This window comes from Kocuria sediminis, from assembly GCF_009735315.1.
Lineage (GTDB): Bacteria > Actinomycetota > Actinomycetes > Actinomycetales > Micrococcaceae > Kocuria > Kocuria turfanensis.
In genome coordinates, this window is sequence record NZ_WOGU01000002.1 from 315,717 (window position 1) to 340,483 (window position 24,767).

Annotated in this window: 21 protein-coding genes; 12 read left to right on the forward strand and 9 right to left on the reverse strand. The window is 75.5% G+C overall.

The genetic code is table 11. The features are described from left to right. Positions 1-8 precede the first annotated feature (8 nt). The gene (locus GMA12_RS03660) at positions 9-902 is read left to right on the forward strand and encodes an MBL fold metallo-hydrolase (RefSeq protein WP_162459437.1); all 894 of its coding nucleotides are present in this window, start codon (positions 9-11) and stop codon (positions 900-902) included. Here the strand turns inward: GMA12_RS03660 and GMA12_RS03665 are convergent. Continuing rightward, positions 835-1,686, reverse strand: a complete 852-nt coding sequence (locus tag GMA12_RS03665; RefSeq protein WP_162459438.1) for a phosphatase PAP2 family protein — start codon at positions 1,684-1,686, stop codon at positions 835-837. The genes GMA12_RS03660 and GMA12_RS03665 overlap by 68 nt on opposite strands. 121 nt (positions 1,687-1,807) lie before the next feature. Between GMA12_RS03665 and GMA12_RS03670 the strand changes: the two genes are divergently transcribed. The 3 genes from GMA12_RS03670 to menD all read left to right on the forward strand — a co-directional run bounded on the left by GMA12_RS03670 (position 1,808) and on the right by menD (position 7,073). Beyond that, a complete protein-coding gene (locus GMA12_RS03670; protein ID WP_156267232.1) occupies positions 1,808-2,821 on the forward strand; it encodes an o-succinylbenzoate synthase in 1,014 nt (337 codons plus the stop codon). A 252-nt stretch (positions 2,822-3,073) separates the two neighbouring features. Further along, positions 3,074-5,272, forward strand: a complete 2,199-nt coding sequence (locus tag GMA12_RS03675) for a PhoX family protein (protein WP_156267234.1) — start codon at positions 3,074-3,076, stop codon at positions 5,270-5,272. Positions 5,273-5,354: 82 nt separating this feature from the next. Further along, positions 5,355-7,073 carry a 2-succinyl-5-enolpyruvyl-6-hydroxy-3-cyclohexene-1-carboxylic-acid synthase gene (gene menD / locus GMA12_RS03680; protein ID WP_162459439.1) on the forward strand — a complete coding sequence of 573 codons (1,719 nt, stop codon included), beginning with the start codon at positions 5,355-5,357 and terminating at the stop codon, positions 7,071-7,073. A gap of 218 nt (positions 7,074-7,291) precedes the next feature. Here the strand turns inward: menD and GMA12_RS03685 are convergent, their stop codons facing one another. From GMA12_RS03685 to GMA12_RS03700, 4 genes are all read right to left on the reverse strand, one after another. Continuing rightward, positions 7,292-8,101: an amino acid ABC transporter ATP-binding protein gene (locus tag GMA12_RS03685; protein ID WP_156267236.1), complete on the reverse strand. Its 810-nt coding sequence runs from the start codon at positions 8,099-8,101 to the stop codon at positions 7,292-7,294. A gap of 10 nt (positions 8,102-8,111) precedes the next feature. Then, entirely contained in the window at positions 8,112-8,906 is a 795-nt protein-coding gene (locus GMA12_RS03690) for an amino acid ABC transporter permease (RefSeq protein WP_156267238.1), read from the reverse strand. 76 nt (positions 8,907-8,982) lie between these two features. Continuing rightward, complete coding sequence (locus tag GMA12_RS03695; RefSeq protein ID WP_156267240.1) at positions 8,983-9,813, reverse strand: ABC transporter substrate-binding protein; 831 nt, start codon at positions 9,811-9,813, stop codon at positions 8,983-8,985. Between the two features lie 159 nt (positions 9,814-9,972). Further along, on the reverse strand, positions 9,973-11,421 hold the full coding sequence (locus tag GMA12_RS03700; RefSeq protein ID WP_156267242.1) for an isochorismate synthase: 1,449 nt from the start codon (positions 11,419-11,421) through the stop codon (positions 9,973-9,975). 134 nt (positions 11,422-11,555) lie between these two features. Between GMA12_RS03700 and GMA12_RS03705 the strand changes: the two genes are divergently transcribed. From GMA12_RS03705 to GMA12_RS03725, 5 genes are all read left to right on the forward strand, one after another. Beyond that, positions 11,556-12,269 (forward strand): demethylmenaquinone methyltransferase, encoded by a 714-nt coding sequence (locus GMA12_RS03705; protein WP_162459440.1) that lies wholly within the window; start codon positions 11,556-11,558, stop codon positions 12,267-12,269. Beyond that, entirely contained in the window at positions 12,266-13,561 is a 1,296-nt protein-coding gene (locus tag GMA12_RS03710; protein WP_156267244.1) for a geranylgeranyl reductase family protein, read from the forward strand. Before GMA12_RS03705 ends, GMA12_RS03710 begins: the two co-directional genes overlap by 4 nt. Before the next feature lie 11 nt (positions 13,562-13,572). Further along, positions 13,573-14,640 (forward strand): polyprenyl synthetase family protein, encoded by a 1,068-nt coding sequence (locus GMA12_RS03715; protein ID WP_370830128.1) that lies wholly within the window; start codon positions 13,573-13,575, stop codon positions 14,638-14,640. A gap of 95 nt (positions 14,641-14,735) precedes the next feature. Then, entirely contained in the window at positions 14,736-16,526 is a 1,791-nt protein-coding gene (locus GMA12_RS03720) for a sodium-dependent transporter (protein ID WP_156267246.1), read from the forward strand. Next, the gene (locus tag GMA12_RS03725; RefSeq protein ID WP_156267248.1) at positions 16,523-16,672 is read left to right on the forward strand and encodes a methionine/alanine import family NSS transporter small subunit; all 150 of its coding nucleotides are present in this window, start codon (positions 16,523-16,525) and stop codon (positions 16,670-16,672) included. Before GMA12_RS03720 ends, GMA12_RS03725 begins: the two co-directional genes overlap by 4 nt. Positions 16,673-16,894: 222 nt before the next feature. Here GMA12_RS03725 and rarD read toward each other — a convergent pair whose 3' ends face one another. Continuing rightward, the gene (gene rarD, locus GMA12_RS03730; RefSeq protein WP_370830132.1) at positions 16,895-17,827 is read right to left on the reverse strand and encodes an EamA family transporter RarD; all 933 of its coding nucleotides are present in this window, start codon (positions 17,825-17,827) and stop codon (positions 16,895-16,897) included. Between the two features lie 21 nt (positions 17,828-17,848). Next, positions 17,849-19,090 carry a DUF6882 domain-containing protein gene (locus GMA12_RS03735; protein WP_156267250.1) on the reverse strand — a complete coding sequence of 414 codons (1,242 nt, stop codon included), beginning with the start codon at positions 19,088-19,090 and terminating at the stop codon, positions 17,849-17,851. A 224-nt stretch (positions 19,091-19,314) separates the two neighbouring features. On the opposite strand from GMA12_RS03735, the gene GMA12_RS03740 reads away from it, so the two are divergent. Continuing rightward, complete coding sequence (locus GMA12_RS03740; protein ID WP_156267252.1) at positions 19,315-20,724, forward strand: SseB family protein; 1,410 nt, start codon at positions 19,315-19,317, stop codon at positions 20,722-20,724. Positions 20,725-20,781: 57 nt separating this feature from the next. On the opposite strand, the gene GMA12_RS03745 is transcribed toward GMA12_RS03740, so the two are convergent. Continuing rightward, positions 20,782-21,261, reverse strand: coding sequence for a Fur family transcriptional regulator (locus tag GMA12_RS03745; RefSeq protein WP_156267254.1), 480 nt, complete (start codon positions 21,259-21,261; stop codon positions 20,782-20,784). Positions 21,262-21,556: 295 nt separating this feature from the next. Between GMA12_RS03745 and GMA12_RS03750 the strand changes: the two genes are divergently transcribed. Further along, the gene (locus GMA12_RS03750) at positions 21,557-23,278 is read left to right on the forward strand and encodes a zf-HC2 domain-containing protein (protein ID WP_156267256.1); all 1,722 of its coding nucleotides are present in this window, start codon (positions 21,557-21,559) and stop codon (positions 23,276-23,278) included. 206 nt (positions 23,279-23,484) lie between these two features. Next, positions 23,485-24,369 carry a zinc metalloprotease HtpX gene (gene htpX / locus GMA12_RS03755; protein WP_156267258.1) on the forward strand — a complete coding sequence of 295 codons (885 nt, stop codon included), beginning with the start codon at positions 23,485-23,487 and terminating at the stop codon, positions 24,367-24,369. A 130-nt stretch (positions 24,370-24,499) separates the two neighbouring features. On the opposite strand, the gene GMA12_RS03760 is transcribed toward htpX, so the two are convergent. After that, positions 24,500-24,661: a hypothetical protein gene (locus tag GMA12_RS03760; protein ID WP_156267260.1), complete on the reverse strand. Its 162-nt coding sequence runs from the start codon at positions 24,659-24,661 to the stop codon at positions 24,500-24,502. Positions 24,662-24,767 lie beyond the last annotated feature (106 nt).

Here is a 24,767-nt window from a genome sequence, read left to right on the forward strand (position 1 = left end):
CTGGCAGGGTGGCCCGCATCAACGAACTCCGCGACGGCGTCTTCGCCGTGAGCACGGACAACTGGAGGCTCAACTCCGGTCTCGTGCTCGGGACCCGTCGCGCCCTCGTGATCGACACGGGCGCCGGCCCCCGGCAGGCCCGGGAGATCCTGGGGGCCGTGCGCTCGCTGACGGACCTGCCCCTCACGGTGGTGAACACCCACGCCCACTACGACCACTTCATGGGCAACGCGGTGTTCCAGCGCGACGGCGCCGAGGAGTTCTGGGCCCACCGCGGCTGCGCCGAGGCGATCCAGGAGCACGGCGACTACCAGCGCTCCTACGTGGGCACCCACGAGCCCGAGATGGCCGCCGCGGACGGCCCCGACACCCGCCTGGTGGTGCCCAACCGGCACCTGCCCGGCACCGGCCGGCGCCCCGCGCTGACCCGCGTGGACCTGGGCGAGCGCGGCGCCGTGCTCTTCTCGCTCGGGCGCGGGCACACCGACAACGACGTGTGCGTGGGCGTGGACGACGTCGTGTTCACGGGGGACATCGTGGAGCAGGGCGCCGATCCCAGCTTCGACGACTCCTATCCGCGGGGCTGGGCCACGGCCCTGGAGAACCTCGCCGCCCTGGACCGGTACCGGGTCTTCGTCCCCGGCCACGGCCACCCCGTGGAGCGCGGCTTCGTGCTCCAGCAGGCGCAGACCATGCGCACGGCGATCGAGCGGGTGGACGCGAGCGAGGCCGCCGCCGCGCAGCCCGAGGGCATGCGGCCGGTGACGGCCTCGATGTTCCGCCTGCCCTACAACCCCGGCGCGGCGCGCATCCTCCTGGACCGGCTCGAGCGGATCAGGGTCGAGGACGCCGCGACCGCGGCGCTTGCAGCGCTGCCAGGGCCGCAGCCGCGAGCAGACTGACCCCCAGGATCGCCGCGCAGCCGGCCATCGCCGCCCAGCCGCCGCCCGGCACCCGCAGCGCGGCCCACAGCGGCAGCAGCCCGGCCGCCAGCGCGCCGGCGCCGAGGACGGCCAGCAGCGCGACCAGGCCCCCGCCGCGCACGGGGCGCTCCACCGGACCGGTCACGCGCAGCACCAGCCCGCCCAGCGCGGCCCACCCCGCCACGACGAGCAGGGAGGCCACGACGTCGGATGGCCGGTGCCAGCCGTTGAGCAGGGTCGCGACTCCGGTCGCGGTCGTCGCCGCCGCCCCGAGCAGGGCCACGAACGGGCGGGACCGGGCCGGGGCGGCGAGCAGCACCACCGCGACGGCGGCGGCCGCGGCGGCCGTGTGCCCGGAGGGGAAGGAGTTGCCGGCCGCCTCCTGGATGCCCAGGTCCGGCTTCTCCACGAGCACGCGCTTGAGCAGCTGGACCGTGAGGTTGGAGAGCACCACCACCGCGGCCCCGGTCAGCGCGGGGGCCAGACGCCGGGACCGCGCGACCAGCACGGCCAGGCACACGGCGGAGACCGCCCCCACCGCCCAGGGGAGGAGGTCGAGCAGCTCCCGGGCCCGGTCGGAGAGACCGGGGAACGCGCCCGTGGCCTGCCGCAGGGCCAGCTCGTCGAGCCACTGGCCGGTCGGGGTGGTCAGCGCCACGACGCCCACCGCCACGGCGCCGCCGAACAGCAGGGCGGCACCGAGCACGTGGGCGAGCGCCTGGAGGGCGGTCGGAGCCGGGCGGTGGTGGGCGGTCGTGGTCATGGAGCTCCTGGTGATCGGGCGGGCGGGTGTCCCCGGTGCGGCCGGGCCCGCGCCCGCGGAGCCCTCATTGTTCCACGGGCGGATCGGAGCGGGCTGAGCAACCGCGCCTAGGCTGGTGGCCATGACCGAGCCCGCGCCCCTGCCCCCGCTCGACGAGCTGCTCGCCGACGCGCACGTCGTCGCCCTGCCGATGCGCGTGCGCTTCCGGGGGGTGGAGGTGCGGGAGACGATGCTGCTGCGCGGGCCGGCCGGCTGGGGGGAGTTCGGGCCGTTCCCCGAGTACGGGGACGCCGAGGCCGCCGCCTGGCTGCGCGCCGCGGTCGACGCCGCGTGGCACGGCTTCCCGGCGCCCCGGCGCACCCGGATCCCGGTCAACGCCACCGTGCCCGCCGTGCCGGCGGACCGGGTGCCCGAGGTGCTGGACCGCTTCGGGACCGGCGTGCGCGCCGTGAAGGTCAAGGTCGCCGAGCGCGGCCAGGACCTCTCCGACGACGCCGCCCGCGTCGCGGCGGTGCGGGCCCGGCTCCCGGACGCGGAGCTGCGGGTGGACGCCAACGGCGGGTGGGACGTGCCCGCGGCGCTCGCGGCGCTGGAGCGGCTGGGGGAGCACCGGCTGGCGTACGCGGAGCAGCCCGTGCCGACCGTGGCCGGTCTGGCCGCCGTGCGGGAGGGCCTCGCCGACCGCGGCGTGCCGGTGCTCGTGGCCGCCGACGAGTCCGTGCGCAAGGAGAGCGACCCCCTGGCGGTGGCCCGGGCCGGGGCGGCGGACCTGCTCGTGGTCAAGGCCGCCCCGCTCGGCGGGGTGCGCCGGGCCCTGGACGTGGTGGCGCGGGCCGGGCTGCCGGCCGTGGTCAGCTCCGCGCTGGACTCCTCGGTGGGCATCCGGGCCGGGCTGGCCCTCGCCGCCGCGCTGCCCGAGCTGCCGTACGCCTGCGGGCTGGGCACGGTCTCGCTCATGCGCGAGGACGTCCTGCGCGAGCCGCTGCGCCCGGTGGACGGGGCGCTCGAGCTGCGGGAGGCCGTCCCGGACCCCGGGCTGCTGGCGGCCCGGGCGGTGCCCGCGGACCGGCGCCGGTGGTGGCTGGAGCGGGTGCGCCGGGTGCACGCCCGCGCCGCAGGAGCCGCGCCGGCCTGACCGCGGGGCCCGTGCTCCCCGCGGCATCCGGCCCGCGGGTGGCGGGTCCGGCGGGCGCCGCGGGCCGCGGCACCCCGCCGTCACACAGGGGCGGCTCCGGGCCCGACCGGCGCGTCGTGCCCCCGGGCCGTCACCGCCCGTTAACGTGGGCTTTCCCTCGGCACCCCCCGCGCCTCACGCAGCGGTGGTGCAGTGGCGGAGCACCCGTTCCCCGCCCGCGGTCCCCCGCGGGACCGATCCCCTGGGAGAGCCATGACCGACCTCGCCAAGCGCCCCCTCCTTCCCATGCTGGGCCACGCCCGCGGCAAGCGCAGTCCCCTCACCTGCCAGCTGAAGTGCGGCAACGCCTGCGCCGGCCCGGAGTGCAACACCTCCGGCAACGGCTACTTCCGGGACATCGCGAGCGCCGCCCTGTCCCGCCGCGCCGCGCTCGGGCTGGGCGCCGCGGCGGCCGTGACCGTCGGTGTCGTCGGGGCCACCCCCGAGGCGGCCCAGGCCCACGGCCGCGGCCGCTCCGGGCTGTCCTTCACCCCGATCGCCCCCGTCCCGAACACCGTCGACGACCTCACCGTGCCCGAGGGCTACGACTGGTCCCCGATCATCCGCTGGGGCGACCCGCTGTTCACCGACTCCCCGGAGTTCGACCCGCTGCAGCAGACCCCCGAGGCGCAGGCGCGCCAGTTCGGCTACAACTCGGACTATCTGGACATCCTGCAGGACCGCGGCGGCCGCACCGGCGTGCTCGTGAACAACCACGAGTACACCAACGAGGCGAACATGTTCCCGGCCGACCAGCTCGGGGACCTGGAGCGCGTGGCCCGGGTGGCCATGGCCGCGCACGGGATGTCCGTCGTCGAGATCGCCCGCACCGGACCCGGCCGGCCCTGGTCCTACGTGCGCGGCGGCAGCCGCAACCGGCGCATCACCCTGAGCACCCCGTTCGCGGTGGATGGCCCGGCCGCGGGGTCCGAGCTGCTGAAGACCCGGGACGACCCCACCGGCACCGTGGTGCTGGGCACGCAGAACAACTGCGCCGGCGGCACGACCCCGTGGGGCACCGTCCTGTCCGGGGAGGAGAACTTCAACCAGTACTTCAAGGGCAACGGCTCCGCCGAGCAGAAGCGCTACGGGATCTCCACCGACGCCCCGAGCCGGCGCTGGCACGAGGTGGACCCCCGCTTCGACTCGACCCTGCCCGGCTACGAGAACGAGCCGCACCGCTTCGGCTGGATCGTGGAGATCGATCCGCAGGACCCGTCCTCCACCCCGGTCAAGCACACGAGCCTGGGCCGCTTCAAGCACGAGGGCGCCAACGTGCGCGTGGCCGAGGACGGCACCGTGGTCGCCTACTCCGGCGACGACGAGCGCTTCGACTACCTCTACAAGTTCGTCTCCGCCCAGAAGTACGTCGAGGGCGACCGGGCGCACAACATGACCCTGCTCGCCGAGGGCGACCTCTACGTCGCCCAGTTCACCGGGGACACCGCCGCCGAGATCGACGGCTCCGGGCGGCTGCCCTCCGACGGCGCGTTCGACGGCTCCGGGCGGTGGCTGCCGCTGGTCGTGGACGGCGAGTCGGCCGTGGACGGCATGTCCGTCGAGGAGGTCCTGGTCTTCACCCGCCTGGCCGCGGACAAGGCCGGGGCCACCAAGATGGACCGCCCCGAGGACGTCGAGCCGTCCCCGCTGACCGGCAAGCTCTACGTGGCGCTGACCAACAACACCCAGCGCGGCACCGCCGGGAAGGCCGGCCCGAACGAGGCCAACCCCCGCACCCAGAACCGCGACGGGCACGTGCTCGAGCTCACCGAGCGGGACAACCGCGCCGCCGCCCTGGAGTTCGACTGGAACATCCTGCTGGTCGCCGGGGACCCCGCGAAGAACGCGTCCGCCTACTTCTCCGGCTACCCGGCGGAGAAGGTCTCCCCGATCTCCTGCCCGGACAACCTCGCGTTCGACTCCGCCGGCAACCTCTGGATCTCCACCGACGGGGCCCCCGGCACGATCGGCTACAACGACGGGCTGTTCAAGGTGGGACTGTCCGGGCGGCAGCGCGGGAACGTGGAGCAGTTCCTCGCCGTCCCCCAGGACGCCGAGACCTGCGGCCCCGTGATCCACGACCGCGAGCGGATGGTCTACGTGGCCGTGCAGCACCCGGGGGAGGACGGCTCGTTCGAGCAGCCCCGGTCCTACTTCCCCGACTACGTCCTGCCGACCCGGCAGGGGGAGGGGGAGTGGTCCCTGCCACGCCCGTCCGTGACTCAGGTGTTCGCCGTCGGGCGCCACGGGGAGGCCGAGTTCCCCGGAGGGATCTCCGACCACCCCGGGCGGGGCCGCAGCCAGCACAAGCGCCGCAAGAACGGCGAGCGCGGGCCCCGCTACCGCGGCTACAAGGGCAAGGCCACCGCGGAGACCAAGGCCGCGGCCCGGACCGCCGTCCGCTCCTACTGAGCGCCCCCCGCACCGGACGGTCCCCGTCCCGCCGCCCGGCGGGACGGGGACCGTCCGTCTCCCGGGACTACCCTGGTCTCCTGTGACCACACCGTCCCTCGACACCGCCCGCGCCGTCCTCGAAGAGCTCGTCGGCGCCGGGATGCGCCACCTCGTCGTCGCCCCCGGCTCCCGCTCCGCGCCCCTGGCCTACGCCGCGGCGGCCGCCCACGCCGCCGGCGCCCTGGAGGTGCACGTGCGCGTGGACGAGCGGGGCGCTGCCTTCACCGCCCTCGGCATCGCCCGGGCCACGGGCCGGCCGGCCGGCGTGGTCACGACCTCCGGCACCGCGGTGGGCAACCTGCTCCCGGCGGTCATGGAGGCCGACCACGGCGAGGTGCCCCTCGTCGTGCTCTCCGCCGACCGCCCGCCGGAGCTGCGCGGCACCGGCGCCAACCAGACCACCCGCCAGCCCGGGATCTTCGGCGAGCACGTGCGCGCCGCCGTCGACCTCCTGCCCGAGAACGACGACGTCCCCGCCCGCCTGGCCGCGCCCCTGGCCGCGCTCGCCGGCCGCGGGCCCGGCGGACCCCGCCCCGCCGGGCCCGTCCAGCTCAACGTGGCCCTGCGCGAGCCGCTGCACCCCGCCCCGGAGGACGGCGCCGCGCTCGCCGGGCGGGCGCGCCGCCTGGCGGCCCGCACCGCGACGGCCCCGGACCCTGGCCCGCGCGCCGTCGCCGCCGGACCCGTCGCGGCCCCGTCCCCGGCCGCGGGGCAGGCCCGCTCCGTGGTCGTCGCCGGGGACGGCGCGGGCCCCGCCGCCGCCCGCTTCGCCGAGGCCTGCGGGCTGCCGCTGTTCGCGGAGCCGTCCTCGAACGCCCGGTCCGGCCCGCAGGCCGTGGGCGCCTACCGGCTGCTGCTGGAGGCGCCCCTGGGGCGGCGGATCGAGCGGGTCCTGCTGGCAGGCCGGCCGACGCTCTCCCGTCCGGTCGCAGCCCTGCTGGCCCGGGCCGACGTGGCCACCGCCGCCGTCCAGCCCGGCCCCGTGGCCTGGTACGACCCGGGGCGCCGGCGCGAGCGCGTGCTCGGGAGCTGGGCGGAGGCCGCCGCCTTCACCGGCCGCGGGGCCCCCGGCTGGGCCGCCGCCTGGCGGGAGGCGGGTGCCGCCGCCGACGGGGCCGTGGCGCGGTTGCTCGCCGCGGAGCCCCCGGGGCGGCCGACCGGCCCGGCCGTGGCCGCCGCGCTGTGGGAGGCGTGCCGGCAGGACGGGTCGGTGCTCGTCGCCGGCTCCTCCAACCCGGTGCGGGACCTGGACCTCGCCGCCCGCCCCGGCCCCGCGTCCCCGCTGGTGGTCGCCAACCGCGGGCTCGCCGGGATCGACGGGACGGTGGCCACCGCGGCGGGCGTGGCGCTGGGCGCCGGGCGCCCCGTCCGCGCCCTCGTGGGGGACCTGACCTTCCTGCACGACGCCTCCTCCCTGCTGCTGGGCGCCGGCGAGCGGGAGCCCGACCTGCAGGTCCTGGTGCTCAACGACGGCGGCGGCGGGATCTTCGCGACCCTCGAGCACGGCGCGCTGGGGGAGCAGCAGGAGTACCGCGACGTCGTCGAGCGCTTCTTCGGGACCCCGCACGAGGCGCGCCTGGACGCGCTCTGCGCGGGCTACGGGGTCCCGCACCGGCGGGTGGGCAGCCTGCCGGAGCTCGCCGCGGCGCTCGCCGGGCCCGTGCGCGGCCGCTCCGTGCTCGAGGTGCGGGTGGACCGGCGGGAGCTGCGGGCCCTGCACGCCCGGATCCGGGCCGCGGTGGCCGCTCCCGCGCACTGAGCCGTCCGCCGCCGCGCCCCCGGCGGGGCGCTCGTGCCGCGGCGACGGGCCGGTGCCGGGGTGCCCGGGGCCCGTCCCCGGGGGACGGGCGGTGCGGCGGGGCGTGCCGAAGGGCCCCGTCCCCGGGGGACGGGCGGTGCGGCGGGGCGTGCCGAAGGGCCCCGTCCCCGGGAGGGGACGGGGCCCTTCGGCGCCCGGCGGGAGGAGCGGCCGCCGGATCAGCTCTCCGGGGCCTGCACCTGGGTGGGGTTGAGCACCCGGGAGAGGAACGACTGGGTGCGGGGCTCCTTCGGGGCGCCGATGACCTGGGCGGCCGGGCCCTCCTCGACGACCACGCCGCCGTCCATGAAGACGACCTTGTCGGCGACGTCGCGGGCGAACTCCATCTCGTGGGTGACCACGAGCATCGTCATGCCCTCGGCGGCGAGGTCGCGCATGATGGACAGCACGTCGCCCACCGTCTCGGGGTCGAGGGCGGAGGTGGGCTCGTCGAAGAGCATCAGGGACGGGTCCATGGACAGGGCCCGGGCGATGGCCACCCGCTGCTGCTGCCCGCCGGAGAGCTGGCCGGGGTGGCTGTCGGCCTTCTCGGACAGGCCCACGCGGTCGAGGTTGGCCCGGGCGATCCGCTCGGCCTCGGCCTTGTCCCGCTTGAGCACCTTGACCTGGGCCACGGTGCAGTTCTCGAGGACGCTCAGGTGCGGGAAGAGGTTGAACTGCTGGAAGACCATGCCCACGTGCCGGCGCATCCGGTCGACGTCGGCCTCGGGGTCCGTGACGTCGAAGTCGCCGATCGTGATCCGCCCCTGCTGGGGCCTCTCGAGCAGGTTCACGCAGCGCAGGAGGGTGGACTTGCCCGAGCCCGAGGGGCCGATGAGGCAGACCACCTGGCCGGCCCCCACGCTCAGGGAGATGCCCTTGAGCACCTCGAGGGGCCCGTAGGACTTGTGCAGGCCCTCGATCACGACGGAGGCGGCGCCGGCGAGGCCGTCGGCGGACCGGTGCTGCGGGGAGGATGCAGTGCTCATCGTCTGGCTCCTAGGACTTCTTCATGCGGTCGGTCTTGGACTCGAAGCGGCGGGTCAGGATGCCCAGCGGCACCGTGATGATGAGGTAGCAGATGCCCGCCACCACCAGGGGCGTCAGACCGGCGCCGGCGCCCGAGATCGCCTCGCGGCCGTACTTGGTGAGCTCGTACTGCCCCACCCCCATGCCCAGCAGGTAGACCAGCGAGGAGTCCTTGGTCAGCAGGATCACCTCGTTGGTCAGCGGCGGCAGCACGATCCGCAGGGCCTGCGGGATGACGATCGTGACCATCGCCCGGGCGTGGGACATGCCCAGGGACCGGGCGGCCTCGTACTGGCCCTTCGGCACGGCCTGCAGGCCCGCCCGCAGCGACTCCGCGATGTAGGCGGCGGCCACGAGGCCCAGGGCGACCATGACCGTGACGTAGTGGTTGAAGCGGAAGCCGAAGGCCAGCGGGATGCCGTAGCCGAAGGCGAGGAAGACCAGCAGGGCGGGCACGCCGCGGAAGAACTCGATGTACAGCGTGGCCAGCCACCGGTACGGCGCCACGGAGGAGAGCTTCATCAGCGCCAGGACCACACCGCCGGTGAGACCGACCACGAAGCCCAGCAGCGTGTAGATGAGGGTGTTCTTCAGCGCGGTGGTGATGATGCCGGGGAACTGCTGGGCCGCGATCTCCGGGTTGAACACCTTCTCGATCAGCAGCGGCCAGTCGGCGATCGCGAGCAGCGCGAGGACGACGACGATCAGGACGGCGTACTGGATGCCGCGGGAGAGACGGGCTCTCTGGTGCATGGTCATGGCCATGGGGTGGTCCGTTCTGGGTGGTACGGGCGGTCGGTGGCGGAGCCGGCGCCCCGGGTGCGGGGCGCGGGTCCTTCGGTCAGTCCTTCTCCTGGACGGGGATCCACTGCTCGACGATCTGCTCGAGCGTGCCGTCCTCCTCGATGCGGTCCAGGGTGGCGTCGACGGCCTGGAGCATCGCCGCGTCGCCCTTCTGGACGGCCACGCCGAGCTGGTCGTCGAGGTCCGCGGTCTCCTGGACCACGAAGTCCGGGTCGTCCTGGGCGTGCTCGGCGATCGCGGTGACGTCGTCGAGCACGGCGTCCACGCTGCCGGTGCTGAGCCCGGTGAACAGCGTGGTGGCGTCCTCGAACTGGACGGCGTTGAGGCCGAGCTCCCGGGCCTGGGTCTCCCCGACGGTGCCCTGCATGACCCCCACGCGCACCTGCTCCTCGCGGGCGGCGTCGATCGAGTCGACGCCGTCCTCCCCGTCGGTCACGAGGCCGACCTCGTTGTCGTAGTAGGGGTCGGAGAAGTCCATCACCGTCCGCCGCTCCTCGGTGATGGACAGCGCGGAGATCGCCACGTCGCACTGGTCGGTGTCGAGGGCGGCGCCGGACTGGATGGACTCGAAGGCGAGCGTGACGTTCTTCATCTCCACCCCGAGGTCCGCGGCGATCTCCCGGCCCAGGTCCATGTCGAGGCCGACCATCTCGCCGTCCTGCTCCATCTCGAACGGCGGGTAGTTGGACTCCGAGCACACGGTGAGGAAGCCGGGCTCCACCAGGGCCACGGCGGCCGATCCGCCGTCCACCGGGGTCGCGGGCTCGGCGGCGGTGTCCTCGGGAGCGCCGCCGGAGCAGGCCGTGAGGGTGAGGGCGGCGGCGACGGACAGGAGGCCGGCGGCGCGGCGGCGGGACGGGCGGGGCATGGGCGGTTCCTCCGGTGGGAGCGGGCGTCGACGGCGCGGTCGGGCCGCGCGAGGAGCCGGCTCTACGGGGCGGTCACCCCCGACTGCGTTCGGGACACAAGGATACGGTGCAATCCGGGCATCCGGGCGCGCCGACGCCGCGGCCCGGCCGCGGCGGGCTCAGCGGGCGGAGAGCCCGGGGGCGGGCACGAGCCGCTCGGGGGCGCCGTCGGCGCGCTGCCCGAGGGCCTGGAGCATGGGGCGCAGCTTCGCCCAGGTCTCGGCGAGCTCGGCCTCCGGGTCGGAGGCGGCCACGATGCCGCACCCGGCGTAGAGCCGCACGGTGCGCTCGTCCTCCTGCACCGCCCCGCGCAGGGCGATGCCCCAGTCCCCGTTGCCGGCGGCGTCCAGCCAGCCGACCGGCCCGGCGTACAGGCCCCGGTCCATCTGCTCCAGCTCCGGGATGGTGGCCGCCGCCACGGCGGTGGGCGTCCCGCAGACCGCGGCGGTCGGGTGCAGCGCCTCGGCCAGCTCCAGGGCGGAGGGCGGGTCCCCGGCCGGGCCCGGGCGCAGCGCCGCGGTGACGTCGGAGGCCAGGTGCCACACGTTGGGCAGCTCCAGGATGAACGGCTCGGGGGAGGTGGTCACCGCGTCCGTGTAGGGCGCCAGCGACGCCACGAGGGAGTCGATCGCGAAGCCGTGCTCGTGCTGCTGCTTCTCGGACTCCCCGAGCACCCGGGCGGCGTACTCCTGGGGGTCCTCGTCCACCGGGGCCGCGTCCCGGTCCAGGGTGCCCGCGAGCACCCGGGCGTGGGCGGCTCCGTCGAGCACCTGCACGAGCATCTCGGGGGTCGCCCCCATCAGCCGGCCCGCGGCGGCCCCGCCGAAGCCCACGCAGTACGTCCAGCACTGGTCGTAGCGGTGGGCGAGGTCCCGGACCACGGCCACCGGGTCGAGCGGCTCGTCGGTGCGGGCCAGCACGTCGCGGGCCAGCACCAGCTTCTCCAGTCGGCCCGCGCGGATCAGCTCCACGCCGTCGCGCACGGCCCCGGTCCACTCGTGCTCGCCCAGCGTGCCCGGGGACAGCCGGACGGCGGCGGGCACCGCGGCCGGATCCTCCTCTGCGGCCGGCGGGCGGCCGGGGGCGGTGCCGAAGCGGCGCAGCCAGGCCGCGGCCACGTCGTCGGCGCTCAGCGCGAAGGGCGTGCCGGGGGCCACGGCCACCACGAGGCTGGCCCAGGCCAGCTCGTCGCGCCGGCCCACGAGCAGCTCCGGCACCACGAGCCCGGAGTCGGCCCCGGAGGCCGAGGCGAAGGTGAACGCGCCGAAGGCGGTGAGCCCGGTGCCGGGAACGCCCACCCGGTCCTCGACCACGGCGGCGGCGACCACGTCGTCCCACCACACGCGCGCGGCGGTGAAGCGGTCCGGGCCGCGCACCGTGTGCTCGGCCACCCGGCCGTGGGCCACGAGGCCGCGCCCGTCCACGGTCCAGGTGAGCAGGTCGGGCCCGGTCAGCAGCTCCCGCAGGTCCGGGGCGTCCGCGGGGTCCGCGCCGAGGGCGGACAGCGGGACCGTGAGGGCGTGCAGCACGGGGACCGGCGGGGCGGTGGCGGGGTCGGTGGAGGACATCGCCCCCCAGTCTAAGCCGCACGGCCGACAGCCCCGGCCCGCGCCCGCGTGCGCCCGGACCGCCGGGCGCGGGCGGGCCGACGGACGGCCCGGGGCGGACCGGGGCCGTCGGAGGGAGGTGCGACAATGACCGGGTGAACCGAGCAGACCTGTCCAAGCAGCCGCACGAAGTCTCCGCCATGTTCGACGACGTGGCGCCGCGCTACGACCTCGTCAACGACATCCTCTCCCTGGGCCGGGCCCGCGGGTGGCGCAAGGTCGTCGCGGAGGCCGTCGCGGCGGTGCCGGGGGAGCGGGTGCTCGACCTCGCCGCTGGGACCGGCACCTCGTCGGAGCCCTACGCCGACGCCGGCGTGGACGTCGTGGCCGCGGACCTCTCGCTCGGGATGCTCGAGGTGGGCCGCGCCCGCCGCCCCGACATCGAGTTCGTGCAGGCCGACGCCACGCAGCTGCCGTTCGCGGACGCCTCCTTCGACGCCGTGACGATCTCCTTCGGCCTGCGCAACATCCAGGGCCACCGCCGGGCGCTGGCCGAGATGCTGCGCGTCACCCGCCCGGGCGGGCGGCTGGTGATCTGCGAGTTCTCCACCCCCACCCTGGCCCCGCTGCGCACCGTCTACACGGAGTACCTCATGAAGGCGCTGCCGGGGATCGCCGCGCGCACCTCCTCCAACCCCGCGGCCTACCAGTACCTCGCCGAGTCCATCGCGGCGTGGCCGGACCAGGAGGAGCTCGCCGCGCAGATCCTCGAGACCGGCTGGGCGGGCGTGCAGTACCGCAATCTCACCGGCGGCATCGTGGCCGTGCACCGGGCCGTGAAGCCCTCCCCGGCCGCCCCCGCCCGATGAGGGCGCTCGTCCTCGGCGGCGGCCCGGCGGGCGCCACGGCCGGGTACTGGCTCGCGGCGCACGGGATCCGGGCCACGGTCCTGGAGAAGACCGCGTTCCCCCGGGAGAAGGTCTGCGGCGACGGGCTGACCCCGCGGGCCGTGCGGGAGATGCAGCTCATGGGCCTGCCGCACGGGCCGGAGCTGGGCTACGCCCGCAACCGGGGCCTGCGCCTGGTGGCCCGGCGGCGCACCGTCGAGGTGCCCTGGCCGGAGCTCAGCGACTTCCCCGGCTACGGGCTCGTGCGCACCCGCACCGGCTTCGACCAGCAGCTCGCCGAGCACGCCCGCGCCGCCGGGGCGCGGGTGCTCGAGCGCCGCTCCGTCACCGAGGTGCTGCGCGACTCCACCGGTCGGGTCGTCGGCGCCCGGGCGAACGTCCTCGACGACGCCGGGCGGCGCACCGGCGAGACCGAGGAGCACCGCGCCGACGTCGTGCTCGCCGCCGACGGCAACTCCGCCCGGGCCGCCGTGTCGGCCGGGCTGCACAAGCGCGACGACCGCCCCATGGGCGTGGCGGTGCGCGCCTACTACGAGTCCCCCCGCTCGGAGCTGGACTGGATGGAGGGCTGGCTCGAGCTCACCGACGGGCACGACCCGCGCCGGGCGCTGCTGCCCGGCTACGGCTGGGTCTTCGGCGTCGGGGACGGCACGGCCAACGTGGGGCTCGGGATCCTGGACACCTCCCCGGCGTTCGGGGCCCTGGACTACCGGAGGGTGCTCGCCGGCTGGACCGCCTCCATGCCGGCCGAGTGGACCTTCGACGAGGAGCACCGCCGCGGCCGCGTGCTCGGGGCGGCCCTGCCGATGGCCTTCAACCGCACCCCGCACCACGTCCCGGGGATGCTCCTGCTCGGCGACGCCGCGGGCCTCGTCTCCCCGTTCAACGGCGAGGGCATCTCCAACGCGATGGAGTCCGCCCGCTACGCCGCCGAGCACGTCGTGGCCGCGGCGGCCGCCAACGGCCCGGCCCAGCGCGAGCGCGTGCTCTCCGGCTACCCCGGCCGGGTGCGGCAGGAGTGGGGCGCCCACTTCACGCAGGGCCGCGTCCTGGCCCAGCTGATCGGCAGCCCCGCCGTGATGAAGGCCGCCGTGCGCACCGGCATGGCGGTGCCCGCCCTGATGCGGTTCGTGGTGCGGGTCATGACGGAGCTCTCCGACCGCCCGGCCGCCGCGTGGGAGGACCGCGTGATCGCCCTGCTGGACGCCCTGACGCCCCCCACGGACAACACCCGACCCCCGAAAACTCGCTAGAGTGGTGGACCGTGACTGAATCCTCCTCCGCGAGCGCCGGCGGCCCCTCCACGGGTCTCGGCACCGATCAGGTGAAGCTGCCGGCCGGCTTCGACCTCATCGCGACCGACGACCGGCTGGGTCCGGTCGTGCTGCAGGCGCTCGCCCGGATCGAGGAGCGCCTGGACGAGGCGGTGCGCAGCGCCGACCACCTCGCCGACGTCACCTCACGCCACCTGCTCCAGGCCGGCGGCAAGCGGGTGCGCCCGCTGCTGACCGTGCTGGCCGGGGAGATCGGCGGCGGCGTCAACGACGCCGTGCTCGAGGCCGCCGCGGTGGTCGAGCTCACGCACCTGGCGACCCTCTACCACGACGACGTCATGGACTCCGCGCCCCTGCGCCGCGGCGTGGCCACGGCCCAGACGGTGTGGGGGAACTCGGTGGCGATCCTCACCGGCGACCTCATCTTCGCCCGCGCCTCCTCCATGGTCTCCGACCTCGGCCAGCGCGCCCTGAAGATCCAGGCGGACACCTTCGAGCGCCTCGTGCTCGGCCAGCTGCACGAGACGGTCGGCCCGCGCGACGGGCAGGACCCGCTGGAGCACTACCTCGACGTGCTCGCGGGCAAGACCGGATCCCTCATCGCCGCCTGCGGGCACTTCGGCACCGTGCTGGCCGGCGCCCCGCAGGACGTCGTGGAGGTCATGGTCGAGTACGGGGAGAAGGTCGGCATCGCCTTCCAGCTCGCCGACGACGTCATCGACGTGACCGGCGAGGACGAGGTCTCCGGCAAGTCCCCCGGCACCGACCTGCGCGAGGGCGTGCCGACCCTGCCGGTGCTGCTCCTGCGCCGCATGGCGGGGGAGGGCGACGCCGGGGCCCGGCGCGCCGTCGAGCTCCTCGACGGCGACCTCGCGTCCGACGAGGCCCTGGCCGAGGCCGTGGCCGCGGTCTCCGGGCACCGGGCCACGGACGAGGCCTGGCGGATCGCCCGCCGGTGGGCCGACGAGGCCATCGCCTCTCTCGAGCCGCTGCCGGACTCGGTGGCCAAGCGCGCGCTCGTGGCGTTCGCCCACGCCGTCGTCCACCGCGAGGCCTGAGCCCGGGCCGCTCCGCGGGCTCCTCGGTGTGTCGCAGCGGTCGGACGGACTAGCCTGTAGCCGTCCACAGACCACTTCCCGCACCGAGGACGACCATGACCCCTCAGTCCCCACCCGGCCGTGCCGCCGCGCCCCGCGAGGCGTTCTCCAGCCGCACGGTCTTCATCTTCGCCGCGATCGGCTCCGCCGTCGGGCTGGGCAACATCTGGCGGTTCCCGTACATCGCCTACGAGAACGGCGGCGGCGCGTTCATCATCCCCTACCTCGTCGCGCTGCTCACCGCGGGCATCCCGCTGCTGATGCTCGAGTACGGCGTGGGCCACCGCTTCCGCGCCTCGGCGCCGCTGGCCTACCGCCGGCTGCACCCCAAGACGGAGTGGATCGGCTGGTGGCAGATGGGCATCAGCTTCGTGATCGCCATCTACTACGCCGTGATCCTGGGCTGGGCGATGCTCTACACGTTCTTCTCGATCGACAAGGCCTGGGGGACGGACCCGGGCACCTTCTTCCTCGGCGACTTCCTGCAGGTCTCCGAGGAGGTCACCGTCGGCTTCGACTTCGTCCCGAGCGTGCTCGTCGCCACCGGAGTGGCGTGGCTGGCGCTGCTCGTGGTCCTGCTCCTGGGCGTGCAGAACGGCATCGGGAAGGTCAACCTGATCCTCATCCCGCTGCTCGTGCTGATGTTCCTCGTGATCGTCGTCATCGCCCTCACCCTGCCGGGCGCCACGGACGGGCTCAACGCCCTGTTCACCCCGAACTGGGCGGCGCTGGGCGACAGCGCCGTGTGGGTCGCCGCCTACGGCCAGATCTTCTTCTCGCTGTCGGTGGGCTTCGGCATCATGATCACCTACTCCTCCTACCTCAAGCCCAAGACCGACCTCACCAGCTCCGGGCTCGTGGTCGGCTTCGGCAACTCGAGCTTCGAGATCCTGGCCGGCATCGGCGTCTTCGCGGCCCTGGGCTTCATGGCGTCGGCGGCGGGCACGGCCGTGGACGAGGTGGCGACCTCCGGCATCGGCCTGGCGTTCATCGCGTTCCCCACGATCATCTCGCAGGCCCCGTTCGGGACCCTCATCGGGGTCCTCTTCTTCGCCTCGCTGACCTTCGCCGGCTTCACCTCCCTCGTGTCGATCGTCGAGGTCGTCGTGGCGGCCGTGCAGGACAAGCTCGGCCTGCGCCGCCGCACCGCCGTGATCGCGGTGGGCGTGCCGATGGCGATCATCTCGCTGGGGCTGTTCACCACCACCACGGGGCTGAACCTGCTGGACGTCACGGACAACTTCGTCAACCAGTTCGGCATCGTGGCCGCGGCCCTGGTCTCCGTCATGCTCCTCACCGCGGGCTTCTCCGCGCTGCCGACGCTGCGGGACCACCTCAACTCGGTCTCCTCCTTCAAGCTCGGCCGCACGTGGATGGTCGTGGCCGGCGGGATCACCCCGATCGTGCTGGGCTACATCCTCATCGACACGCTCACCACGACCGTGGCGGAGGGCTACGGCGAAATGCCCACCTGGTTCGTCAACACCTTCGGCTGGGGGATGGCCATCGGCCTCGTCGTGATCGCGTACGTGCTCTCGAAGCTGCCGTGGCCGGCCGCCTCCCGGGCCAACGAGCTCAGCCCGTCCCCGGCGATCCTGGACGCCTTCACGGACCGCAACCGGATCCAGGGGGACGACCACCTCTCGCGCTGGTCGGACACCGCCCTGCGCACCCCGGCCCTGGACCAGGAGTTCTCCTACCGCACCGTGGCGGAGGGCACCGTGGCGCAGGGCACCGCCACGGGCACGGGCCGGCACGCCGCTCCCCCCACCGGAGGAGCCGGGCAGGCGCCGTGGAGCTCCGACACCCCGCCCCGCACGACCGGATCCCAGGAGGACCCCCGATGACCGCTTCCGCCATCGTCATGCTCGTCGTCGCCGTGCTCACCGTGTGGGGCGGCTTCATCGCCGCGGTCCTGCACCTGCGGCGCGTGCCGGAGGAGCCCGACAACGACCAGGGCTTCGGCGCCGAGGACTACCCCCGCACCACCTGACCGCCCTCCCGGGCCCGGCCCGGGACGACACGAGGGCCCCCGGCGCCGCACGGCGCCGGGGGCCCTCCTTCATGTCCTCGGACCGTTCCCGCACCGTTCCCGGACCGTTCCCGGCTGTTCCCGGGGCCTGCGCGGACTCGCGGCACCTGCTCCCCTCGGCTGCCTCCCCGACCGGTACCGGCCCGTCCGCGGCCGTCGTCGAGGCGGTGCCCCGGAACGGGCTCAGGCCCGCCGCGCCCGCGGCGCGCGCACGGCGTCGAGCACGAGCAGCAGGACGGCGAGCCACACGAAGCAGAAGCTCACCCAGCGCACCAGCGGCATCTGCTCGCCGAGCACGAGCACGGCCAGCAGGAACTGCATGATGGGCGTCAGGTACTGGATCATCCCCACGGTGGACAGCGGGAGCCGGCTCGCCGCGGCGCCGAAGAGGATCAGGGGCACGGCCGTGATCACACCGGCGGCCAGCAGCAGCGCGGCGTGGCCCGGGCCCTCCGTGCCGAGGGTCAGCGAGCCGTCCGCCGACAGCGCCGCCACGACCACCGCGGCCACGGGGGTCAGGGCCAGCGTCTCCACGGTGAGGGTCACCACGGCGGGGAACGAGGCGCCCACCCGGTTCTTGACCAGCCCGTAGAGGCCGAAGGAGAAGGCCAGGCCGAGGGACAGCCAGGGCACGCTGCCGTAGAAGACGGCCATCACCACGACGGCGACGAACCCCACCCCGACGGCCGCCCACTGCAGCCGCCGCATCCGCTCCCGCAGCACGACCACGCCGAGCAGGATGGCCACGATCGGGTTGATGAAGTATCCCAGGGAGGCCTCGATGGTGTGCCCCGTGGTCGTCGCGAGCACGTAGAGGAACCAGTTGATCCCGATGAGCAGGCCCGCGAGGGCGAGGGCCGCGAGCGTGCGGGGGGTGCGCAGCGCCCGGCCCAGCGTGCCGAGCTGCCGCGTCAGCGCGAGCAGCACCAGGCAGAACAGCAGGGAGAAGAGCACCCGCAGCGCCACGATCTCCAGGGGCGTGGCCGGCTCCAGGACGACGAAGTAGAGGGGCAGCAGCCCCCAGATGCCGTAGGCGCCGAAGCCGGCCAGCAGACCGGCCCGGGTCCTCGACTGCTCGTCGGGATCCGGGCCGGGCGCGGTGTTGTATGCGGTCACGCTCGAGGGTAACGCCCGGGCTCAGAGGCCGAAGAATCGGCTGAAGAAGCCCTTTTTCCGCTCGCCCTGCTCCTCCTCGGCCGGCTCCTCGCCCTCCACCACGGGCTCGGCCTCGGCGCTGCCCGGGACACCGGGACCGGCCACGACCTCCCGCTCCACCTCGCGCTCGGGGGCCGGCTCCGGGGCCCGCTCGACGACCGGCTCGGGGGCCTCCTCCGCGGCGGGGCGGACGGGCTCGGGCCCGGGCACCACCGTGGTGCTCACCCGGCCGGGACGCACGTCCCGGTCCGAGGGCTCCTGGTCGAAGGGCAGATCGCCGTCCGCGGCGGCCGCGACCGGCTCCGCGGTCTCCCGGGGCTGCTCGGCCTCGCGCACCGGCGCCGCGTGCTCCGTCTCCACGAAGTCGGGGACCTCCAGCGGCTCGGGCTGCTCCTGCCGCGCGGCGGCGGGCGCCGGGGCCGCCTCGGCCGCGGCGGCCTGCGGCCGGCTCGCCTCGCGGGCGGCCGCGCTCTCGGCAGCGGCCCGGTCCTCGCGCAGGGTCACGGCCCGGGCACGGGCGTCCGCGGCGAGGTCCGCGAGCACGTCGGGGCCGACGGTGGGCTCGGCGGGCTCGACGCCGGAGATCTGGTGGTCGTCGAACCAGAAGCGCTGGGCGCCGTCCCGGACGGTGACCACGCACGTGGCCTCGGTGTCCCACTCGATGTGCGCGCCGCGCAGCTTGGCGTAGGAGTCCACCGCGAGGTTGTGGTCCACCGCGGTGTCGGTGGTCAGCGCCTCGGCGATGACCCGCATCATCCGTTCCACCGTGAGCTCCGGCAGCTCGAACTCGGGGCCCTCCAGCAGCAGCCACGCGGTGACGCCGCCGCCGGCGCCGGCCGGGTAGTGCGCGTAGACGCCGGTCACGGCCTTGGCCGCGAGCGTCAGCCGGCGGGCGAGTCCGTCCGCCACGGGCAGCTCGTCGGTGGACAGCTCCTCCACGCCCAGGCGCCGGCCGGCCTCCCGCGCCTGGACCGCGGCGGAGACCACGGTGTCCGGGAAGTGGCCCAGCTCCTGCCAGGACCAGATCCAGGACCCGCGCGATGCGGACTCGGTGCCCAGCAGGTACGGGGTGAGGCTCACGGGCGGGTCGGTCTGCAGGGTGAACGCCGGGGCGGAGAAGTCGACGTCCCACTCGGCGCCCTGGGTCAGCTCGGCCAGCCTGGCCTGGTACTCGGTGGAGATGAAGATCGACTCGTCGATCAGATCCTGCAGCGTTTTCGTCATGCGTCCAGGCTAGCAACCATCACGGGCGCGGGAGCGTCACGGCGGGGCCTCCGCCGTGCGTCGGGGACCCCGGCCGCGCCGCCGCGCGAGGGTGCGGCCGAGGGCCTTCGGTAGGGTGGAGGGCGAGGCCTCCGGGCTCCGCGGCGCCGCGTCCTGCCCGTGGCCGTCCGGCGAGACCACCACGATCCGAGCAGGCCCCGCGCGGGCCGGGAACGAGCCACCGCATGAGCCAGACCCCCGCCACCCCGACTCCTGGACCGGGCCGGCAGGAGCTGCTGAACACCATCGGCACCTGGATCCTCTCGGTGCTGCGCACCGAGCCGGGATGGGACCGGATGATCGTGGACCTCAAGTTCCAGGGCGGCCGCGTCCACCTGCGCGTGCGCGAGCAGCGCGGGCAGGAGGTGGTGCCCGGCACCGTGGGCCCCGTCAAGGAGGACAGCGCCGTCATCCCGGCGGTCGAGCAGCTGCGGGAACGCTCCTACGTGCGGGGCCGCGGGACCTGGTTCACCGCGACCGTGGTGATCCTCGCGGAGGGCTGGCCCGAGCCCACCCACCGGATCGGCGGGACGTACGACCTCGACGGCGAGCCGCGGCCGTGGGGCACCGAGGGGCCCTGGACCGCGCAGGACGTGCTGGAGCACCTCCGGAGGTTCCCGCGCACCCGGGCCAGAATCCCGGGGTGGGCGGCGGAGCTCGCCGCCCGGGAGGGCGTCGAGCTGCCGGCCCTGGACCCGGGCGCCGAGCAGGAGCCGGACGGCGAGGGCGTGGTCCACCCGCTGGTGCGAGCGGCGATCGACCGGTTCGTCGAGGCCCCCGACAACAAGGCGATGATCGAGGTCATCCGCCAGTGCATGGCCGGGTCCCTGCTGCTCGACGTCACCTCGAGCACGCTGGTGGAGGGCCCCGACGGGCAGGCCGTGGGGCCGGGCTCGACGCTGCGCGTCCAGACCCTCGCGGAGCCGGACGGAACCCGGTCGCTGGCCGCCTACACGTCGGCCGCCGAGGCGCAGGCCATGTTCGACCGGCACCACCCGGACGGGGGCAAGCCCGTGCTGCTGCGCGAGCCGGCCGTGAAGATCCTGCAGATGCTGGTGGACGACCCCCAGCACGACCACCTGGTCATCGACCCCGCCCACCGGGGCTGCCGGATCAGCCGGCCCCAGATCCAGTGGGCCGTGCGCGCGCCGCACAACGACGTGGTCAAGGCGGCGATGCTCGAGAACAACATGTCCCAGCTGCTCGCCGGGCTGCTGGCCCCGGACGGGGTGCTGCTGCTCGGCGCCCGCGTGCAGGGCGAGCGGGCCGTCCCGGTCTACGCCAAGCCGCAGGAGGAGGGCGCGACCCCCGACACCCTGCTGCTGTTCACCTCCGCGGCGGAGGTCGCCGCCCTGGACCCGGGCCTGGAGGCGCGCTCCGCGCCGTCGCGCCAGGCGCTGCGCTTCGCCCTGGACTCGGGGGCGGCGAAGGTGTGCATCAACGCGCACCCGCCCGTGGCGACGCTGACGGCCGAGCAGCTCCGGGAGCTGCTGGCCCTCGTGGAGAAGGAGGACGCGCAGAGGGGGAGCGCGCGGGAGGAGCAGGCGGACCCGTCCGCGGGAGAGCGCACCACCCGGGCGCCGCGGGAGGACTGACCCCGGCGGCGCCGTTCCGCCGAGGACGTTCAGCCCGCGCTGTTCACCCGACGCTGGTCAGCCGGCGTCGGGCAGCGGGGCCGGTGCGGCGGCCAGGCAGTCGGCGCAGATGCCCTGGTAGACCACGTCGGCGGCCAGCAGGCGCATGCCGTGGTGCTCCGAGGGCGTGAGGCACGGGGCGTGGCCGACGGCGCAGTCGACGTCGACGACCGCCCCGCAGCGCACGCAGTAGGCGTGGTGGTGGTTGTCCCCGGTGCGGGTCTCGTAGAGGGCCGGTGAGGCGGGCGGCTCGAACTTGCGCAGCATGCCGACCGCCGTGAGGTCCGAGAGCACCACGTAGACGGACTGCACGGTGATCGCCGGCAGCACCGCGCGGACCTCGGCCACGACGTCCTCCGCCGTGGAGTGCGGGCGGCGTTCCACCGCGTCGAGGACGGCCAGCCGCTGCTTGGTGACGCGGCGGCCGTGGGAGCGCAGCCGGTCCGACCACGCGGCGTTGCGGCCGGCGTCCGGGGCGGGGCGTTCCGTTGTCTGCATGCCACCACCGTAGCGTTATCACGATGAACTCACAATAGCGCGGGAGGCCACCGGGCCCGCCGGTGTGCGCCCCCACGCCCGTGTTACGAACGGAAAGGCGGCGTGACGCGGGCGCCGTGCCCCGTCCGGCGGCCCCGCCTACCATGGGGAGCGGGGGATCGGGGGATCCGCAGCAGGAGGCGCACGCCTCGGCCGCGCGCCGTCACCGTCCGGGCAGGGCCCGGACGTCGCCAGAGCACTTCCGGGTCGCCCGCACCACCCTGCAGCCGCCCCCTCCCGAGAGCGACGGAGACCTATGACGCGCACCACCGACGAGGAACTGCTCGCCGCCGTGCGGGCGGGACAGCCCCACGCGTTCCAGGACCTCAGGGACCGGCACTGGCCCACGGCCGTGGCCGTGGCCCGCCTCCACACCCCCAGCCGCCCCGATGCGGAGCAGCTGGCCGGCACCGCGGTGGACCAGGTCGTCGAGGACCTGCCCGCCGGCGACGGCCCGGAGGCCTTCCTCCGCGCCCGGCTGGTCGGCGTCGTGGGCCGGGCCGGGGCGGAGCCGCCCCGCTCCGCCGAGGCCGTGTCCCGCGTCTACCTCGGGCTGCCCCCGTCCTGGCAGGCCGTGCTGTGGCACACCGAGGTGGAGGGGCTGCCGCTGGACCGGACCGCCGCGGTCCTCGGCCTGAGCCCCGCCGCCACGACCGCGCTGCACCTCGAGGCGCGGGCCGGGCTGCGGGCCGCCTACCGGCGGCTCCGGCTCGACCACCCCCGCACGTCCGCCTGCGAGCAGTGCGCCGGAGAGCTCGGGGCCGTCGTGGACGGGGCCCTGCCCGAGCCGCGGCGGCGCGAGGTCGAGGCGCACCTGGACGAGTGCCCCCGCTGCACCGCCGATCTCCTGTACCTGCAGGACACCGAGGCCGGTCTCCGCGGCTGGGTGCTGCCGGTCCTCGCCGGTGTGCCCCTGTGGGGGGACGCCGTGGACGAGCTCGGCGAGATCGTGCGCACGGCCGGCCGGGCAGGTGCGGAGCGCCCGGCCGCGGCCCCCGGGACGGACCTCGCCGGAGGATCCCTGGCCGCCGTCGGCACCGCACGGCGGGGGAGGAAGGTCCTGCTGGGCGCCGGCGCGCTCGCGGCGGCCGCCGCGCTCGCCGGGCTGGCGGTGACGGGAACGGGCGGACCCGGGGACGGGACGACCCGGGCCGCCGACAGCGGGGGCGCGGGCGTGGGCGCCCCGAGCGGCTCCTCCTCGACGTCCACCGCCGAGGACGGGGACGGCCGGGCGCTCGCGAGCGGCCCCGGCACCTCCGGAGCCGGCGTGCCGTCCCTGCCCGTCGTCGATCCCTCTCCCGGCCCGTTAACGGAGGCCGCCGCGACCGCCCGGAGTGCGGCCCGCGGGGCGACCGACACGGCGGGCGGGGGAGCCGCGGACGCCGGGACGGCGGCCACGGGCGACGACGGCGACCCGACCGCGACCTCCCGGAGCACGGGCGGCGGAGGCGGCGCCGCGGCGGAGCGCGCCGGGACGGACGCGCCGGCGGGGGCGCGTGCCCCCGACAGCCGCAGCACCCCGGACGGGCGGGATGCCTCGGGCGGGCGGAGCGCCTCGGGCGGCGCCGTGACGGGCGGTGGGAGCGGCGGGACGCCCGCGCCCCCGGACGACCCAGCCCCTGCTCCCCAGGACCCGGCCGGACCGCCGGCCCAGGACCGGCCCGGCGACGGCCCGGCGGAGCAGCCGAGCAGCCCACCCGCCGAGCAGCCGGGCACCGATCCGGCGCAACCGCCCAGTGCTCCGCCGACGGCGCCTCCGGCGAGCCCGCCGGCCGAGCAGCCGGGCACCGCTCCGGCCGAGCCGCCCAGCGCTCCGCCGCCGTCGCCGACCACCCCGCCCGGCGGCACGCCCAGCATGCCGCCGGCAGCCGATCCGGGACCGCCGGTCCCGGACGTCCCGACCACCGCACCCGTCACGGACCCTGCACCCGGCGACGGTGCTCCCTCCACCCCTGCCGGCCCGGCGCCGAGCGCCTGAGCCGGGGCGCCGCCGCGTCGTCGGACCGCCGGACCACGCAGGAGTGCCCGGTGCGGAAGCCCGCGGACGAGGAATGCGCGGACGAGGAATGCTCGGAGCCGGCTGGGAACTCGCCGTGCGCACGGCGGGCAGGGAAGAAGAGCAGCCCTCGCAGCCGTTGTCATGAGCAGTAGTCCACGCCCCCGGCAGAAGGAGCCGCGCCCACGATGCACCAGCACCACAACGGACTGAAGACCGTCCTGCTGCTCGGCGGCCTGTGGGGGGTGCTGCTCGCGATCGGGTGGGTGGTGGCCAGCGGCACGGGCAGCAGCGTCTTCATCTGGGTCTTCGCCCTCATCGGCCTGGCCTCGACGGCCTACAGCTACTGGAACAGCGACAAGCTCGCGCTCCGGTCCATGCGCGCCATTCCCGTCACGGAGCAGCAGGCCCCGGGGTACCACCGGATCGTGCGGGAGCTGTCCCGGCGCGCGGACCAGCCGATGCCGCGGCTCTACATCGCCCCGACGATGAGCCCCAACGCCTTCGCCACGGGACGCAACCCCGAGAACGCGGCCGTGTGCGTGACCGAGGGCATCCTGCAGCTGCTCGACGAGCGGGAGCTGCGCGGCGTGCTGGGCCACGAGCTGATGCACGTCTACAACCGCGACATCCTCACGTCCTCGATCGCCGCGGCCGTCGCCGGCATCATCACGTCCGCGGCCCAGTTCCTGCAGTTCACGGCCATCTTCGGCGGCGGCCGGGACGGCGACCGCGGCAATCCTCTGGTCGGGCTGCTGCTGGCCTTCCTCGCCCCCCTGGCCGCCACGATCATCCAGCTCGCCGTCTCCCGGACCCGCGAGTACGACGCGGACCAGGACGGCGCGCAGCTCACGGGCGACCCGCTGGCCCTGGCCTCGGCCCTGCGCAAGATCGAGGCGGGCACGAGCGCGCGGCCGCTGAACGCCGCGGACCAGAAGCTCGTCAACACCTCGCACCTGATGATCGCCAACCCGTTCCGGGGCGGCGGGGCGTCCAGCCTGTTCCGCACCCACCCGCCGACCGCCGACCGGGTGGCCCGGCTGGAGGGCATGGCCGGCCTGGGGCGCCGCTGAGCCGCGGGTTTCACCTCCGGTTCATCCGGGGGCGGTACGGTCGTGCCGTCCACCCCCGGGGACGGGTGCCCGAGACCCCCATCGGGTACAAGGACGCCCCGTCTGCCGCACGGCAGGCGGGGCGCTCTCGTCACCGCTCGAGCGTCGCCTCGGCGTGCTCGAGCAGCTCGGCCATCATGCTGAGCACGGCGTGGCGCTCCAGCGCGTTGATCGCCGCGGGATCCGTCCGGTACCTCGTCGACAGCGCGGTGTGGAAGGTGCGGATCTCCTCGAGCCGGTGCGCAGTCATCATGCACCGACCGTAGCCGCGGGCCGGACCGCCGACCAGCTGTTCCGCTGTGACCGTGCGACGTCGGGGAAGCCCCTCCGTAGCCCGCGCGCCGGCCGGGGCCGGCGCC